The following is a 17055-nucleotide window of genomic DNA, read 5'->3' as shown; positions in this document are numbered from 1 at the left end:
GAAGAAAGAGCCTTAAATAGCATTCGTCTGAATTGCGGCGGTGAGGTTAGCATCACGCTATACATGAATCACTTGGATGGCGTGTTGTTTGCAGAGCAGATGTCTGCTTAAAAGTGGAGATTAATGAAGCCTTATAATAAGAATCTAAAGCAAGCATGTCGAAATTTAAGAAGTAATATGACAGATGCTGAGCAACTACTATGGCAAAGAATAAGACGTAAACAGATTTTAGGACTACAGTTTTATAGACAGAAGCCTATTCTAAATTTTATTGTGGATTTCTATTGTCCCACAGTAAATTTAGTAATTGAATGTGATGGTGGGCAGCATTATACAGAAGAGGGTTTGGAAGTGGACCAGAATCGAGATCAAACTTTAAGTGAGTTAGGGCTTTTGGTTCTCAGATTTTCTAATCATCAGATTTTGGTTGAAACTCATGCTGTGGTGGAGCAGGTTTATTGGGTTGTTCAGCAGAGATTGGAATCCCTGTCTTGCGAAACTTAGGTTCTCACCTTTAGCAAAGGGGGACTTTACCATGAGTTGAATGTAGGTCTTAGATTTCGCGGCACTCTCTCCTTTGTAAAGGAGGGTTGGGGAGGATTATAATTATTTATATCCTCAAATTTATGAAAGTAGTTTAGTAAAAAGCATATTAAACTTAATGACTAAAATTGAATGAATTATCAGATGAATATACTTTTCGATGTCATACGCTAGGAGCGTTTCAATGAAAAAAATTTACCTCATATTACTTTTAATTGTGTATATGTTACTGAATCCTTTGACTACTTTTGCTGAGTCTATTGAATCAAGTGAGGTGATGGATATTTTTATAGGGACGTTAGAAGTTAAAAACAAGAAAGTGATTTTGACGCGTTGTGATATTAGTAGAAATATATATGAACTAAAAGATGCTGAATGGAGTGATGAAAAAGCAGTATCAAACTTTTTATCTAAGGAAAAAGATATGATAAAACCTGTATATGCTGAGGTTGTTGGAGCTTATAGAGGTGATGGAAATAAGAATATGCTTTTAGTTGATTCAATTAGTGATGTTACAGAAAGAAAAAGTTGTCATTTAAGTGATCTATTCTAAATTCTAATCTGTATCAAGTAGTTATTTTGTTTGGAAACAGAGATTGCAATACCTTTTAGTAAAGAGGGCTGTCGTAAATCTAAAGTTGTTATTTTATTATCTGTACCTTCTCATTTTTAAAGGATGGTTAGGGAGGATTAAAAAAATATAGGTTAAATAGTTGGTATGAGTATCTCTCAACTTTCAAGGTCAGGGATGGCACGCTAAATTTTAAAAAACGAATTTTATTCACAGAAACAAATTTATCTGTAATTATTAAATTCTTGTATATTATAAAATAATTAGGTGATTTATGAATTTTAAATTAATAAGTATAAGTGTATTAACAGTTTTTCTTATCACTGGATGTGGTAGTGATAAGAAAGTAGGAGGTTCAGTTGAAAAAAATATACTCACAATTCAAGCTGAGGAGTTTAACGATAAAATTAAGCTAAATTTGAAAGTTGGAAATTATAGTTTAAGTGCTAAAGGAAATGACCCTGACGTAACTCTTTCGTTTTGGGAGTTTGATAAATTAAATGATTTTTTTTACGGAGATCTAAGACTTATAGCGGAAAATAAAAAAGCTAGTTTTGCTACACTTGCTTGGGGAAGTAATTACAAATATAGTTTTTTATTCTGTATCAGTTATTTGGAATGTGCCGATAATACTAGTTATAGATTTGACGAAGTTGGTCGGAAATTAAAGGTAAGTTTTAAAAAAAATTCTAATCAACTGATTAGAGATTACGTAGAGGAAGCGGAAAGAGAGAGTGCAAGAGCTATACCTGCAACTATTTCAGGTGATTTGGAATTCAAAATTCCATCTAATTGGCTAGCTTTCAATAAAAATCGATTTCCAGAAATAAAGAAAAAAGGAAGCCTAAAATTTGATGATCAAACTTATCAACTATCTGTGATAGATTCCGACGTTGTTTTCTATAGAGATGGTAGCGGTGAGTATATCAGTAGTGTAGACCATCTTAATTTTAAAAATGATGAAGAGACTATTAGTATTCATATTTACCAAGGTGTAGCAGAGAGTAATTCATTCAAGGATACACGCTTAGAAATTATTAATTATAATAAAAAAGGTAAATTAAATTTTTCCTTTGATGACTTTGTTCCAGCTTCATTTATCTCATGGACAGATAATGGAAAAATATTATCAATTAATATGGAAAACTTAAAATTGTATGATAAAGAAAGAGATATAAATAAAATATTAAATATAAATTTTGATATCCCTAGAAATATCTCTAATTTAAGCCTCAACAATGAAAATGTTCTATTATCAACCTCAAGGATTGATTTCGCTTATGTCATTAATGATCAGAAAATATATGCAATCAATTTAAAGAATTATTCTGAATCATATTTTTTAAATATAATTCAAGAGTTTAACGGAAATCTATCAATTGAAAGTGTTGATGGTGAATCAAAGATAACCTGCGGAGATCGTAATAACTCTTGTTTAGGCTTATCAATCAATTCGGATAAAAAAACTTTTAAATTTGATAATGTTAAATTAGGAAAAGATGTATTAAATGGAACGATTTACATCGCAGGAGTCCTTAATTCAAGATAAGGAAAATAACCCCCTCAATCGAGGGGATTTTTTATCACATAAGTTTATCCAATCGAATCATCTAAATTCGGTGCTAACCAACGCTTCGCTTCATCTAGTGTCCAACCTTTACGTTTTGCATAATCCTCAAGCTGATCTTGAGAAATCTTGCCTACGTTAAAGTATTCACTTTCAGGATGTGAATAGTAGAAACCACTGACAGAAGAAGGTGGCATCATCGCAAAGTGTTCAGTCAGTTTCGTACCAATTTTTTCTTCCGAACCTAACCAATCAAATAGCACTGCTTTTTCAGAATGCTCAGGGCACGCAGGATAACCCGGTGCAGGACGAATACCGACATACTTTTCTTTGATCAGTTCATCATTGTCCAAAGTCTCATCGACTTTATAGCCCCAAAACTCTTTACGGACACGCTGATGTAAATGTTCTGCAAATGCTTCAGCAAAACGATCTGCCAAAGACTGAATTAAAATTGCAGAATAGTCATCACCTTTGGCTTTATATTCATTTGCCAATTCTTCCGCACCGAAGATCGACACGGTAAAACCACCAAGATAATCTTCTGGCTGCTCAGATTGTTTAATAAAGTCAGCTAAAGACAGATTTGGTTTACCTGTGACTTTGTCAGATTGTTGGCGTACGTGTTCAAAAGTATGCGTGAGCTGTTGAGCTGTTTCGTCAAATACACTGACCGTATCCGCACCAGTGCGTTGCGCAGGGTACAAACCAAATACGGCACGTGCATCGAACAGTTTGTTGTCGATCACGTCTTTTAACATCGCTTGTGCTTGATTATATAGATCTGTTGCTGCTTCACCGACAACTTCATCTTGTAAAATTTTCGGAAATTTGCCTGCCAAACTCCAAGAAATAAAGAATGGTGTCCAGTCAAAATACTCCACCAAGGTTGCAAGTGGGTAGTTGGTGAGAACGTGTGTGCCCAATGTATTTGGAATCGGCGGCACATAATCTTTATCGACCTTAAAGCCATTTTTAACAGATTCTGGGTAGCTCAGTTTTGCCGCTTTAGGTTGTTTATTGGCTAAGCGTTCACGAATTTTGGCATATTCAGCACGTTGTTCTGCGATAAAACTGCCACGCATTTCAGGTGAAAGTAGGGTGGTTGCAACACCCACCGCACGCGATGCATCGGCAACATAAATCACCGCATCATTTGAATATTGAGGGTCAATTTTTACTGCGGTATGGGCTTTCGATGTGGTCGCACCACCAATCAATAGCGGAATATTAAAGCCTTTGCGTTGCATTTCTTTGGCAACAAAGACCATTTCATCCAGTGACGGGGTAATCAAACCTGACAAGCCGATGATGTCACATTTCTCATCAATCGCCGTTTGCAGGATTTTCTCACAAGAGACCATGACACCAAGGTCAACGATATCGTAGCCATTACAACCAAGCACCACACCCACGATATTTTTACCAATATCATGAACGTCGCCTTTGACGGTTGCCATCAGGACTTTACCTTTAGGCTTGCTATTCGTTTTTGCCGCCTCGATATACGGATTCAGCCATGCCACCGCTTGTTTCATCACGCGCGCAGATTTGACCACTTGTGGTAAGAACATTTTGCCCGAACCGAATAAGTCACCGACGACGTTCATACCATCCATCAATGCGCCTTCGATGACATCAAGTGGGCGTTTTGCTTTTAAACGTGCTTCTTCTGTATCTTCATCAATATAGGTGGTGATGCCTTTAACAAGGGCATATTCAAGACGCTTTTCTACAGATTGATTACGCCACTCAAGATTGTCAGCTTCACGTTGAGCGCCACCTTGACCGCGGTATTTTTCAGCAACTTCCAGCAACTTTTCTGTGGCAACTTGCCCTGATTCACCTTGATTTTGATTCAGAACAACATCTTCAACTGCTGCTTTGAGCTCAGGGTCAATATCATCATAAATGGCCATTTGCCCCGCATTGACGATCCCCATGGTCATGCCTTGTTTGATGGCATAGTATAGGAACATTGAGTGAATCGCTTCACGGACAGGCTCATTTCCGCGGAATGAGAATGAGACGTTAGAGACACCACCTGAAATCATCGCATGAGGTAAGTTCTGTTTGATCCAACCCGTTGCTTCGATAAAGTCCACAGCATAGTTGTTGTGTTCTTCAATACCTGTCGCGATTGCAAAGACGTTCGGGTCAAAAATAATATCTTCAGCAGGGTAGCCGACTTCATTGACCAAAATGTCATAAGAGCGTTTACAGATTTCGCGTTTACGTGCAGCGGTATCCGCCTGACCAGCTTCGTCAAATGCCATGACAATCACAGCAGCACCATACTGGCGGCATAATCGAGCTTTCTCGACAAACTCGTCATAACCTTCTTTTAAGGAAATCGAGTTGACAACGGGTTTACCTTGTACGCATTTCAAACCTGCTTCAATGATTTCCCATTTTGATGAGTCAATCATGATCGGCACACGAGAAATATCAGGCTCAGATGCCACAAGATTCAGGAAATGGACCATCGCATTTTGCGAATCGAGCATCCCTTCATCCATATTAATATCGATGATCTGTGCACCTGCCACCACTTGTTGCTGAGCAACTTCTAAGGCTTCGGCAAAGTTTTCTTCACGAATTAAACGCAGGAATTTTTTTGAACCTGTGACGTTGGTACGTTCACCGACATTCACAAAGAGCGAATCATCATAAATGTTAAATGGCTCTAAACCACTTAAACGACAGGCAGGAACGGTTTCAGGTACTTGTCGTGGTTTAATATCTTTTACGGCATTATAAATCGCACGAATATGATCTGGTGTAGTCCCACAGCATCCGCCTGTGATATTGATCAAACCACTTTCAGCAAATTCTTTGATGAACTCAGCCGTTTGTTCAGGTGTTTCATCATATTCACCAAACGCGTTTGGCAATCCTGCATTTGGATGCGCTGAAACAAAAGTATCAGCAATATCGGCAATGGTTTTAACATGCGGGCGCATTGCGTCTGCACCCAAAGCACAGTTAAAGCCGATAGAAAGTAAGTCGCCGTGACGGACAGAGTTCCAGAACGCTTCGGCAGTTTGACCTGTTAATGTACGACCAGAAGCATCGGTAATCGTGCCTGAAATCATCAATGGCAGTTCACGACCGATTTGCTTGAAGACTTCTTTGACCGCAAAGATCGCTGCTTTACAGTTTAAGGTATCAAAAACGGTTTCGATTAGGAGGATGTCCGAACCACCTTCGATCAAAGCATGGGTTGCTTCTATATAGTTTTCTTTAAGTTCATCGAAAGTAATATTACGAAATGCAGGATCATTAACATTTGGCGAAATTGAACAGGTGCGTGATGTTGGCCCCAATACACCAGCCACAAAGCGTGGTTTGTCTGGCGTTGAGTATTTATCACAGGCCGCTCTGGCTAAACGCGCTGCTTCACGGTTGATCTCAGGAACCAAATCTTCCATGTGATAATCGGACATTGAAACGCGAGTACCATTGAAACTATTGGTTTCGATAATGTCTGCACCAGCATCCAAATACGCTTCATGAATGCTTTGAATAATTTGTGGTTGTGTTAGAACCAATAAATCGTTATTACCTTTAAGGTCCGATGCCCAGTCTGCGAAACGTTCCCCACGATAATCTTCTTCTTCTAATTTATGGCGTTGAATCATAGTTCCCATTGCACCATCAATGATCAGGATGCGCTGGGCGAGAAGTGATTTTAGGGTGGCAAGTGTGGACATAAGGAACCCCAGTAAAAAATGAAGATAAAAAGCAGGGGCATTGTAACAGAAGCCGTATCAATGCGCGTATTTTCAGTACAGCAGAGTGATGATCTGTCAGTTCACATTAAAAATGTCATCGACGTTTCATTAAATTGAAATAATTAAACGGAATAATGTTTAAAAATAAGACAGGTGCCCTGAAATATGACAATAAGATGTCAACTTTCGTAGCATTTGTTGCAAAATCAGACAAACAGTTTTTAAGGTGTTTTTGTTTTATTAATCATTTGTTTTCATTGGTATTTATATAATAAGTAGGTGGATTTATCGCCAAAAAGTATCGAAAATCAGTGTGAAAATATGAAATTTTGGCTTCATATGGCATTCCTTTGTCATATAATTGTCATAATTTAATTAAACAATACAGGGGATTTCATTATCCTCTGTCCGTCTACATGAATTCTAATCTTCCCCCTGCTTCGGATTCACCACTTGCCAACCCAGCGGCAAAATCAACGAATGTACATGTACCAACACCGAAATTTTTTATGCCGGTGTTTTTGACGATTATTGTTGCAACACTTATTTATATCGGTTTTCAGGTCAGTGCTGACTTAGCACATGTTCCTGCTTTAAGTTTATATTCTGTCATTTTATTATCAACGGCTCTTTTTATTGCTTTGGCTTTCGAGTTTGTAAATGGTTTCCATGATACTGCCAATGCGGTAGCGACGGTCATTTATACCAATGCGCTTCCTGCACCTGTAGCGGTGATGTGGGCGGGCTTCTGTAACTTCTTAGGGGTTATGGTCGCGAGTGGGGCAGTTGCATACGGTATTATTGCATTGCTTCCTGTTGAAATGATTATGAATGTAGGCAGTGGTGCAGGCTTTGCGATGGTCTTTGCATTGCTGATTGCGGCGATTATGTGGAATCTTGGAACATGGTTTCTCGGTATTCCTGCTTCTAGCTCGCACACTTTGATTGGCTCAATTTTGGGCGTGGGGATTATGAACCACTTGCTCAATGCTTCAACTGGTGCGACCAGTGGCATTGACATGGATCAAGTGCTTAAAGTTGGTAAGGCTTTACTGTTCTCGCCAATGATTGGTTTCGCTTTCGCTGCGGTTCTATTCTTGTTGGTTAAGAAGATATTTAAAAACCAAATGGAGTTATTCCAGCCGCCTGTTGGCAATAAGCCACCACCACCGTTAATTCGCGGTATTTTGATTTTTACTTGTACTGGGGTTAGTTTTGCTCACGGTTCAAATGATGGTCAAAAGGGCATGGGCTTAATCATGTTGATCTTGATTGGTTTGGTTCCATTGGCATATTCATTAAATAAAAATTTAGATGAAAAACATCTACAATCATTTGAACAATTGTCTTCTCAAACGGCTTTAGTTCTAAATGTTGATCGACAAGATTTTTCTGATGAAAAAGCGCGTGAAGTGCTGACCACGTATATTCAAACCAAAGAACAAACGCCTGAAGTTGTACCTGCATTGGCAAGTATGACCAATCATTTAGGTGAAAAAGTTGCAGCTTATGGTGATCTCAAAAGCATTCCTGAAGAAGGTGTGGCAGAGTTACGTAATGACATGTACTTGAGTACAACGGCATTTAAGCGTTTAGACAAAGCTGAAGCATTACCAGTGATGACTGACGAACAGAAAAAAGTTGTAAAAGAATATCGTAGCAATATGGATTCATTTTTACAGTACATCCCAACTTGGGTAAAAGTAGCAGTCGCTCTTGCGCTTGGTCTCGGTACGATGGTGGGCTGGAAACGTATTGTTATTACTGTGGGTGAGCGTATTGGTAAGAATCACATGACCTATGGTCAAGGGATGTCTGCTGAGCTTGTTGCGATGAGTACCATTGCTGCGGCTGATGGTTTTGGTATGCCAGTTTCAACGACGCATGTCTTAAACAGTGCGGTTGCGGGTACGATGGTTGCGAATAAGTCAGGCTTGAACTTCGCTACGGTGAGAACCATTTTGTCTGCATGGGTATTCACTTTGCCAGCAACGATCTGTTTATCAGGTGGCTTGTACTGGTTATTCTTGCAGTTCGTTTCTTGATTTAACGATTCGATTTTAGATGTTAAAGGCTTTGCTTCGGCAAGGCTTTTTTGTTTTTAAATGGCTCTCTTGCGTAAATTTGTTCTTAACGGCATATTCAAGCCTATAATTTATAAATGCATAAGCTTGTACTGTTCATCATTTTGCTTTGTCATCGGCAAATATAACGATGAGGCTTAATGGTATGTTGAATCAAACAGTAAATGAGTGAACTACTTTGAAGTAGTTCTTCAGCGCTGTGAAGCGTTTCAAAGTTGATAAGCATATGGCGTATAAGGGGAATGGAAATGTATTTTTTATCTAGAATCTGGGCTGAATTACGTGCTGTTTTTTATATGGTCCTATTGGTTTTGGGTTCATCATCACTCTATGCCAAAACACTCAAGTTTCAGGATTATCCTACAAAAAATTACGCAGGAGAAAATCAACCTTTAAAACTTAATCCACATAGCCAAAAATACCGAACTTTATTTAAAGAGATGTCCCAACGAAAACCAAATTTTGCAGGGCATTATGTTATGGACACGGTAGGTTGTGGTGGGGGATGTAGCTTTGCTTTAGCCTATAATGCCAAAACTGGTCAGAGTTTTGTTTTGCCCGATACCTTTGCTGATTGTTATAGTGAACAGAAAGGCTTTACCCCAAATGATATTTTTTACCAAAAAGACAGTCGTTTGGTCATGGCTGTGGGGAGTCGCTATGGTAATCAAGACGTTTGTGAAACCGTGTATTACCAAGTGGATAATGACCATTTCAAGCAAATTTCAAAACAATTGAGATAAGGGCATAAGGCGTTTATGCAAAAAGCAAAACTTCGGTATTTCTCAAAAATAGGCTTGGGATACACATTTAACAAAAATTATTCATACAGGGAGCCTCGGATGATCGTTTTCCCATAAAGATCCAACCCTTCACCGAACTGGTTTTACCGAACAAGATATGAGCCTACAGAGAATGTAAACAGACTGATAATTTGAAACGACAATAGGGGCGGTAGCGATTAGATCCGTATTTTCATCATCCTTAGGATTGAAATAGGCAAAAAAATGGCTACCCCAAAGTAGCCATTTTGTTTTATCAGGTTTTAAGCTTGCTGAATGCCTGCAACAACCCAATCTTGTTGTGAGCCAGCAGGTTTAACAAAGTGCCAAATCTCGGTAAATGGTTGTGGCAAGCTGTTTAAGTCTTCACTTACGGTACCCGTAAAACGAACGCTGACAACATATTGACCATTTTCAGTTGAACTTTCGACCACCATTGCATTGAGATTGCTAAATTCAGCAACGTCTTGGTCTTGGTTGGCCATAATGTCGCTATACATTGAACTGTAAAGCTCAGGTGACAAATAACGACGGATTTCTTGGATGTTATTTGCGTTGTTTACTGATTGGATGTGATTGAAGCGTTGACGGGCAGTACGTAAAAATGCAGCTGGTTCAGTACCATCTGGCAGTTGATTGCCATTGCTGGTTGAAGCACTACCAAATGGTGCTTGAGTTGGAGCATTGCCAAACGGTGCTTGAGTGGCAGCACCACCACCAACTGATTGACCAAAGATATTGGTGTTGTCACCTGTTTGACGAGCAGTTGGTTGTGATGTTGTTTGACGGCTAAAATTATTTCGACCGCTATTGTTCGGAGCGTACGGATTATCTGCTGCTAATTTTTTTTTTGCGCCTAATCTGCGGAACACAAAGAAGGCGGCGGCTGCTGCAAGTAGAACCCAAATCCAACTAGGAAGCCCTTGTTTCTCCTCCTCGGCTGCAACAGCTTGTTGTTCTGTTTGAGCTGGATCTTTATCATCTGCCATTGCGTTTGCTGCAACGGCACCTAATGCTGCGCCAGCAACACCTGCGGCAACCATACCACCGACACCAGGACCTGCCTTTTGAGGTGCAGCAGTCGGAGCGGCTTGTTGTTGTGCTGGTGGAGTCGCTTGGCGAGGTTGTTGATAAGACTGGCTAGATGAGTTAGATCTGCTCATACCATGACTCTTTCCGCCGCCTGCACGTTTCGCTTCTGCGAGTGGTGCAGCAACCAAGGTTGCCATTAATAAAGCGGCCATCAAGCCACGCTGGTGTACTTGCATCGAAAATCCCTATTTAGTTCCAATTAGTAAGTGTATTTATGCAGGCATTTGCTGCGAATTTCAACTAGAAAAGCATATTTTTTATTACAATTCATCACTAAGTTGCATCGCTTCAGTCAAGGCTTCATGTAATCGTGCAACTGCAATCACTTGGATACCTTCAATTGGTTTTTGTGGTGCGTTGCCTCGAGGTAAAATCACATATTTAAAACCATGTTTAGCTGCTTCTTTTAAACGTTCTTGACCATTTGGAACGGGGCGGATTTCGCCAGATAGCCCCACCTCACCAAAAACAGCCAATTGTTGAGGTAAGGCTTTGCCGCGTAAGCTGGATGCGCAGGCGAGTAGAACCGCAAGGTCAGAACCTGTCTCGGTGATTTTTAAACCACCGACCACATTGATATAAACATCTTGACCAGCAGTTTGAACCCCGCCGTGTCGATGCATGACTGCAAGCAACATATTTAAACGGTTTTGTTCCAAACCGAGTGCCACACGACGAGGTTGACCATGTGCATCATCGACTAAGGCTTGAACTTCAACAAGGAGTGGGCGAGTACCTTCACGGCTGATCATTACAATTGAACCTGGGATGGCTTCATCATAACGGCTCAGGAAAATTGCGGACGGATTGGCGACTTCACGTAGACCTTTATCGGTCATTGCAAAGACCCCAAGTTCGTTGACTGCACCAAAACGGTTCTTCACTGCACGAATCATGCGATAACGTGAGTCAGATTGACCTTCAAAATAGAGCACGCAATCGACCATGTGTTCTAAAACACGAGGGCCAGCCAGCGCACCTTCTTTGGTGACATGGCCTACGAGAAACAAAGCAGTGCCGCTATTTTTGGCGTAACGGGTGAGTAATGCTGCAGATTCTCGAATTTGAGAGACGCCACCAGGTGCAGATTGTAAGGTTTCGGTATATAAGGTTTGAATGGAGTCCAAAATGGCAACAGCAGGGCGCACTTGTGCTAAAACATCACAGATACGTTCAACGCAGGTTTCAGCCATGACTTTGAGTTGATCGGTAGGCAAATCTAAACGTTGTGCCCGCAACGCAACTTGAGAAAGCGATTCTTCGCCAGTGATATAGAGTGCTGAGCTTTTTTTGCTGGCCATGTGGGTGGCAGTTTGCAGCAAAATTGTGGACTTACCAATCCCCGGATCGCCACCAATCAAGACCACTGAACCAGTAACTAAGCCACCACCTAAAACGCGGTCAAACTCACTCACCCCTGTGGCTAAGCGGGTTTCATTGGAAACGGAGACTTGATTTAAGGTGGTAATGCTTGCTGCTTGACCAGCATATCCACCGCCCATTTTGGGTTGACTACGATGAGTGACACTCGGTTCTATGCGGATTTCAGTGAGACAATTCCATTCACCGCATTCGGTACATTGCCCAGCCCATTTCGGATGATCTGCGCCACATTGTTCACAACGGTAAATAGTTTTAATTTTTGCCATATTTAAAATTGAAAATTTTCTGTAAATTAGTTAAAAAGTAAAGTAATTACGAAAACATTGCGCCAATCGTATTTCTCTTAATAAGGATGAAGGGAAAAGGGCGCTTTTCGTAACTCACTGGTTAAAGGGAAGTGCTCAGCAAAATAACATGATATAAGACTTTTACAAGTAAGATACAGTGTGTTTTTGAGTTAATATACTTGTTCAGTTCACTTTTTCCATGGACGGTTTTGAGCATTTGTTCAATTCTTGGCATGATACTACGGTTGATTGGCATAGATATTGCTTATGCTCAAGCAAATGGAAATATAACGGTTGTTATATTTCCAATTTTAATAAAAAAGGTTGATATATATGAGTGCAGCAGAAATTGTTAATTGGGTAAATGGCATTATCTGGAGCCCCGCGCTAATCTATTTATGTTTAGGTGCAGGTTTATTTTTCTCTATTCTTACGCGTTTTGTTCAAGTACGACAGCTTAAGGAGATGGGAAGGCTATTAATTAAAGGAACATCCTCTTCGCAGGGTATTTCATCATTTCAGGCGTTATCCGTTTCACTTTCTGGTCGTGTTGGTGTAGGTAACATTGCTGGGGTTGCCGCAGCGATTGGTTTTGGTGGTCCGGGTGCTGTATTTTGGATGTGGGTGGTTGCATTTTTAGGTGCAAGTACCGCTTATGTCGAATCAACTTTAGGTCAAATTTATAAAGTTGAATATCAAGGACAGTATCGCGGTGGTCCCGCTTTTTATTTTGATAAAGGCTTAGGACAGCGCTGGTTAGGTATTCTATTTGCGATTGCTGCAATTATTTCCTGTGGCTTGTTCTTGCCGGGCATTCAAGCGAATGCAGTCGGAAATGCATTTACGCAAATTACAGGTGACGGTGCCATTGTTTTTGGCAATGTTGGTGCTTATAAGTTGTTGGCACTTGTTATCATTGTCACGTTATTATCGGTCATTATTTTCGGTGGTATTAAACGTATCGCTCGATTTGCCCAGTATGTTGTACCATTTATGGCACTTGGCTATATTCTCATGGCGCTAGTGATCATTTTTATGAACATTCAAGAACTTCCGGGTGTGATAAAAATGATTTTTGCTGATGCTTTTTCACCAATGGCGGGTATCGGTGCTGCAATTGGTTGGGGAGTAAAACGTGGTGTTTACTCAAATGAAGCAGGCCAAGGTACAGGTCCTCATGCAGCGGCAGCGGCTGAAGTTCAACATCCAGCACAACAAGGTTTAGTACAGTCATTCTCTGTCTATGTTGATACTTTATTTGTTTGTTCTGCGACCGCGTTCATGATCTTGATTACGGGGATGTATAATGTTCAAGGTACTTTAGAAGCAGGTCAATTTATTGTTCAAAATGTCGGTGCTTCTGTTGAAATTGGTTCTCCAGCATTCACTCAAATGGCTGTAAGTACGGTCTTTGGTGGTTTTGGTCAAATCTTTGTCGCACTTGCAGTTTTCTTCTTTGCTTTCACGACAATTATTGCCTACTACTATATTGCGGAAACTAATATTACCTATCTCAGCTATATCACCAAAACACCTTCATTAATGTTCCTGACTAAATGCTTCATTCTTTCAGCCGTTATTTATGGTGTGATTAGTGCGACGGGTTATATCTGGGGGATCGGTGATATTGGTGTTGGTTTAATGGCATGGATTAATATCATTGGTATTATCATGACCTATTTTATTTGGAAACCAACCATCAAGGCTCTCAACGATTACGAGCAACAACAAAAAGCAGGCGTGACGAAGTTTACTTTTGATCCAGTCAAACTCGGAATCCGTAATGCAACATTCTGGGAAGATCGTTTGAAGAAAGAAAAAGAACAAGAACAAAAAAAATGATTTAGTTTTCTCTAGTTAAATATCGCCCAACATAAAAAAACAGCCCTTGTGGCTGTTTTTTTATGTTTAGACTTTAGCCTATCGATTGATCACGCTATACTGCTGCGAATTGTAAAAGTTAGGTGCTCAGATGCGTCCAGTCATTTGTTCTATCAGTGTGTTGCTGAGTTGTGTTGTATTAACCGCATGCGGTCAGTCGGGTGCATTGCAACTTCCTTCTGATCCAAATCATGATAAGCGTGCAAAATACCTGCTTTATAAAAATGAAGTGTCTACAGCCAAAGCTTCATCTGAAGTAAATGCAGATGAAGTGAAAGCGGAAAGCCAAGCAACATTATCAACGACTGAATCACAACCAACGTCACCTTAAGTTTGTAAACAAGGACATTTTCATGAGTTTCACGCGCATTAATGGAGTATTGCATGCTGAGCAATGTTCATTAGATCAGCTCGCACAGCAATTTGGCACGCCTTTGTATGTTTATTCAAAAGCAACTTTGGAAAAGCATTATTTGGATATGCACCGTGCTTTTGATTTTATTGATCATCAAATCTGTTTTGCGGTGAAGTCAAACTCAAATATCGCTGTTCTAAATGTCTTGGCAAAACTTGGCGCTGGTTTTGATATCGTGACGGGCGGTGAGTTAGCCCGTGTGCTGGCTGCAGGTGGCGAACCATCAAAAATTGTATTCTCTGGTTTAGGGAAATCTGAAGCAGATATTGAAAAAGCCTTAAATGTGGGTATCGCTTGTTTCAATGTGGAATCCTATGCCGAACTTGATCGTATTCAAAAAGTTGCAGCCAAGTTAGGGAAAAAAGCGCCGATTTCTTTACGTGTCAATCCTGATGTTGATGCTAAAACTCATCCCTATATTTCAACGGGCTTGAAAGAAAATAAGTTTGGTATTCCTAGCGATACTGTAAATGGAACTTATCAATATGCGGCGTCACTTCCGAACTTAGAGATCGTGGGAATTGACTGTCATATTGGTTCTCAGTTGACTGAGACTAAGCCTTTTGTTGATGCACTTGATCGTGTGATGTTGATGATCGAGCAGTTGAAAAGCCTAGGTATCACCCTAAAACATATTGATATTGGTGGTGGTTTGGGTGTTTGTTATAAAGATGAAATACCGCCTACGGTTGCAGAATATGCCAATGCACTTCGACCTGCTTTAGAAAAGCTCGGTTTAAAAGTTTATATGGAGCCGGGTCGTAGTATTTCTGCCAATGCTGGTGCATTACTGACTAAAGTTGATTTACTCAAACCAACCAATCATCGCAATTTCGCCATCATTGATGCGGCAATGAATGATTTAATTCGCCCAGCTTTGTATGAAGCATGGATGGATATTCAGTCCGTCAATCCAAATGCCGATGTTGAAACTAAAACTTGGGATTTAGTTGGTGCCATTTGTGAAACAGGCGATTTTCTAGGTAAAGAGCGTGATTTGGCATTGCAGGAAAATGATGTATTAGCGGTATTAGGTGCTGGCGCATACGGTTTTGTAATGAGCTCAAACTACAATACCCGCGGTCGTGCTGCTGAAGTTATGGTCAATGGTGATCAAGCCTATTTAATTCGTGAACGTGAAACAATAGAATCACTCTGGGAAAAAGAGCATTTGTTGCCTCAGGAGTAAATCGGGATGTATTTAGAATTCACCAAAATGCATGGTCTGGGCAATGACTTTATGGTTGTTGACCTGATTACCCAGCGCGCTTATTTAGATACCGTGACGATCCAACGTTTAGCCGATCGTCATTTTGGTGTGGGTTTTGATCAACTTTTGATTGTTGAGCCACCTGATTTTCCAGATGTGGATTTTAAGTATCGTATCTTCAATGCCGATGGTTCTGAAGTCGAGCAGTGTGGTAATGGTGTACGTTGCTTTGCACGCTTTGTGCATGAACGTCGTTTAACCACGAAAACCAAAATCCGTGTGCAGACCAAAGCGGGTATAGTTGAGCCTGAGCTGGGTGCAAATGGTTTGGTTCGTGTGAATATGGGCTATCCTAAATTTCTACCGCAAGAAATCCCATTTTTAACCGATGCACATGAAGATGCTGAAGGTCTTTATGCACTTGGCTTGGCCAATGATAAAAGCATTAACATCGATGTGGTCAATATGGGCAATCCGCATGCCGTTACGATTGTCCCCGATGTGCTGACTGCTGATGTTGCAGGGATTGGACCACAAGTCGAATCTCATGTTCGCTTTCCACAACGTGTTAATGCAGGGTTTATGCAAATCTTGGATGAAAAACACGTGCGCTTACGTGTGTTTGAACGTGGAGTAGGTGAAACTTTAGCGTGCGGAACAGGGGCGTGTGCTGCGGCTGTGAGTGGTATGCGCCGTGGTCTACTTGCCAGTGAAGTTGAGGTTCAGCTTGCGGGTGGGAAGTTACATATCGCGTGGCGTGAAGGAGATGTGGTTTGGATGACAGGTCCAACTACACATGTCTATGATGCACGGTTAGATTTAAGATATTTTCAAGGTTAACCAAAAAAGAGCACCAGATGATGGTGCTTTTTTGTTTTAGGCTCATACAAAGTTGCTTATGAATAAAATTATCTTTTTACCCGGTGCTTCTGGTGATCTGAGCTTTTGGCAGCCTGTTCGTGACTTATTGCCAAGCACATATGCGAAAGAAATTATAGGTTATCCGGGGTTTGGTAGTGTTGAAGCGAATCATGACTTAACAAGTTTTGATGAACTGATTGATTATGTCGTTGGTCAAATACAACAAGAATGTATCATCGTTGCTCAATCGATGGGCGGTATTTTTGCTGTGGCTGCGGCATTAACGAAACCTGAACTGGTAAAAGGATTAGTTTTGGTTGCGACATCTGGTGGAATTTCACTGGAGCCTTTTGATGTACAAGATTGGAGAGAAGGATATCGTCAGCATTATTTACAATATCCAGATTGGTTTGTGACCGCCAATATCAATTTTGAAGCTGAATTGGGTTTAATCAAAAATGATGTATTGTTGTTGTGGGGAGACCAAGATCCTTTGAGTCCACCTACTGTCGGAGAATATCTAAGTCAGTGTTTTTCACATGCTGAATTGCATGTCATTAAGGGTGGTGATCACCAGTTTGCACATACACATGCACAGATTGTTGCTGAACACATCAACAACTACCTAAACAGAATTTTGTAGTT

13 protein-coding genes are annotated in these 17055 nt (G+C 40.4%); 10 read left to right on the top strand and 3 right to left on the bottom strand.

What is annotated here, in order from left to right:
- Nucleotides 1-123: 123 nt before the first annotated feature.
- The 3 genes from EAH57_RS01335 (at nucleotide 124) to EAH57_RS16025 (ending at nucleotide 2663) form a co-directional block, all read left to right on the top strand.
- The gene (locus EAH57_RS01335) at nucleotides 124-504 is read left to right on the top strand and encodes an endonuclease domain-containing protein (RefSeq protein ID WP_121928514.1); all 381 of its coding nucleotides are present in this window, start codon (nucleotides 124-126) and stop codon (nucleotides 502-504) included.
- Between the two features lie 223 nt (nucleotides 505-727).
- A complete protein-coding gene (locus EAH57_RS01330) occupies nucleotides 728-1096 on the top strand; it encodes a hypothetical protein (RefSeq protein ID WP_121928513.1) in 369 nt (122 codons plus the stop codon).
- A 292-nt stretch (nucleotides 1097-1388) separates the two neighbouring features.
- On the top strand, nucleotides 1389-2663 hold the full coding sequence (locus EAH57_RS16025; RefSeq protein ID WP_213071133.1) for a hypothetical protein: 1275 nt from the start codon (nucleotides 1389-1391) through the stop codon (nucleotides 2661-2663).
- A gap of 44 nt (nucleotides 2664-2707) precedes the next feature.
- On the opposite strand, the gene metH is transcribed toward EAH57_RS16025, so the two are convergent.
- The gene (gene metH / locus EAH57_RS01320) at nucleotides 2708-6394 is read right to left on the bottom strand and encodes a methionine synthase (protein ID WP_121928512.1); all 3687 of its coding nucleotides are present in this window, start codon (nucleotides 6392-6394) and stop codon (nucleotides 2708-2710) included.
- A gap of 437 nt (nucleotides 6395-6831) precedes the next feature.
- Here metH and EAH57_RS01310 point away from each other — a divergent pair, with 437 nt between their 5' ends.
- Together EAH57_RS01310 and EAH57_RS01305 are read left to right on the top strand one after the other, a co-directional pair.
- Complete coding sequence (locus EAH57_RS01310; protein ID WP_121928511.1) at nucleotides 6832-8460, top strand: inorganic phosphate transporter; 1629 nt, start codon at nucleotides 6832-6834, stop codon at nucleotides 8458-8460.
- 287 nt (nucleotides 8461-8747) lie between these two features.
- Nucleotides 8748-9242, top strand: a complete 495-nt coding sequence (locus EAH57_RS01305; RefSeq protein ID WP_121928510.1) for a hypothetical protein — start codon at nucleotides 8748-8750, stop codon at nucleotides 9240-9242.
- Between the two features lie 302 nt (nucleotides 9243-9544).
- On the opposite strand, the gene EAH57_RS01300 is transcribed toward EAH57_RS01305, so the two are convergent.
- Nucleotides 9545-10549, bottom strand: a complete 1005-nt coding sequence (locus EAH57_RS01300) for a Tim44 domain-containing protein (protein ID WP_121928509.1) — start codon at nucleotides 10547-10549, stop codon at nucleotides 9545-9547.
- An 84-nt stretch (nucleotides 10550-10633) separates the two neighbouring features.
- A complete protein-coding gene (gene radA / locus EAH57_RS01295; protein WP_005195710.1) occupies nucleotides 10634-12022 on the bottom strand; it encodes a DNA repair protein RadA in 1389 nt (462 codons plus the stop codon).
- A 354-nt stretch (nucleotides 12023-12376) separates the two neighbouring features.
- On the opposite strand from radA, the gene EAH57_RS01290 reads away from it, so the two are divergent.
- The 5 genes from EAH57_RS01290 (at nucleotide 12377) to EAH57_RS01270 (ending at nucleotide 17053) form a co-directional block, all read left to right on the top strand.
- The gene (locus EAH57_RS01290; protein WP_121928508.1) at nucleotides 12377-13885 is read left to right on the top strand and encodes an alanine/glycine:cation symporter family protein; all 1509 of its coding nucleotides are present in this window, start codon (nucleotides 12377-12379) and stop codon (nucleotides 13883-13885) included.
- 130 nt (nucleotides 13886-14015) lie between these two features.
- Nucleotides 14016-14255: an LPS translocon maturation chaperone LptM gene (lptM, locus tag EAH57_RS01285; protein ID WP_121928507.1), complete on the top strand. Its 240-nt coding sequence runs from the start codon at nucleotides 14016-14018 to the stop codon at nucleotides 14253-14255.
- A gap of 22 nt (nucleotides 14256-14277) precedes the next feature.
- The gene (lysA, locus tag EAH57_RS01280; protein WP_121928506.1) at nucleotides 14278-15528 is read left to right on the top strand and encodes a diaminopimelate decarboxylase; all 1251 of its coding nucleotides are present in this window, start codon (nucleotides 14278-14280) and stop codon (nucleotides 15526-15528) included.
- Nucleotides 15529-15534: 6 nt separating this feature from the next.
- Nucleotides 15535-16389 (top strand): diaminopimelate epimerase, encoded by an 855-nt coding sequence (dapF, locus tag EAH57_RS01275; protein WP_121928505.1) that lies wholly within the window; start codon nucleotides 15535-15537, stop codon nucleotides 16387-16389.
- 58 nt (nucleotides 16390-16447) lie between these two features.
- The gene (locus EAH57_RS01270) at nucleotides 16448-17053 is read left to right on the top strand and encodes an alpha/beta fold hydrolase (RefSeq protein ID WP_121928504.1); all 606 of its coding nucleotides are present in this window, start codon (nucleotides 16448-16450) and stop codon (nucleotides 17051-17053) included.
- The last annotated feature ends 2 nt before the right edge of the window (nucleotides 17054-17055 follow it).

Origin of the sequence: Acinetobacter sp. 2JN-4 (genome assembly GCF_003687745.1) — a bacterium.
Taxonomy (GTDB): Bacteria; Pseudomonadota; Gammaproteobacteria; order Pseudomonadales; family Moraxellaceae; genus Acinetobacter; species Acinetobacter halotolerans.
This window is presented reverse-complemented; position numbering and strand designations above follow the sequence as displayed.

Coding starts and splice junctions, on each gene's coding strand:
- EAH57_RS01335 (WP_121928514.1), top strand. CDS start 124: ATGAAGCCTTATAATAAGAATCTAAAGCAAGCATGTCGAAATTTAAGA.
- EAH57_RS01330 (WP_121928513.1), top strand. CDS start 728: ATGAAAAAAATTTACCTCATATTACTTTTAATTGTGTATATGTTACTG.
- EAH57_RS16025 (WP_213071133.1), top strand. CDS start 1,389: ATGAATTTTAAATTAATAAGTATAAGTGTATTAACAGTTTTTCTTATC.
- metH (WP_121928512.1), bottom strand. CDS start 6,394: ATGTCCACACTTGCCACCCTAAAATCACTTCTCGCCCAGCGCATCCTG.
- EAH57_RS01310 (WP_121928511.1), top strand. CDS start 6,832: ATGAATTCTAATCTTCCCCCTGCTTCGGATTCACCACTTGCCAACCCA.
- EAH57_RS01305 (WP_121928510.1), top strand. CDS start 8,748: ATGTATTTTTTATCTAGAATCTGGGCTGAATTACGTGCTGTTTTTTAT.
- EAH57_RS01300 (WP_121928509.1), bottom strand. CDS start 10,549: ATGCAAGTACACCAGCGTGGCTTGATGGCCGCTTTATTAATGGCAACC.
- radA (WP_005195710.1), bottom strand. CDS start 12,022: ATGGCAAAAATTAAAACTATTTACCGTTGTGAACAATGTGGCGCAGAT.
- EAH57_RS01290 (WP_121928508.1), top strand. CDS start 12,377: ATGAGTGCAGCAGAAATTGTTAATTGGGTAAATGGCATTATCTGGAGC.
- lptM (WP_121928507.1), top strand. CDS start 14,016: ATGCGTCCAGTCATTTGTTCTATCAGTGTGTTGCTGAGTTGTGTTGTA.
- lysA (WP_121928506.1), top strand. CDS start 14,278: ATGAGTTTCACGCGCATTAATGGAGTATTGCATGCTGAGCAATGTTCA.
- dapF (WP_121928505.1), top strand. CDS start 15,535: ATGTATTTAGAATTCACCAAAATGCATGGTCTGGGCAATGACTTTATG.
- EAH57_RS01270 (WP_121928504.1), top strand. CDS start 16,448: ATGAATAAAATTATCTTTTTACCCGGTGCTTCTGGTGATCTGAGCTTT.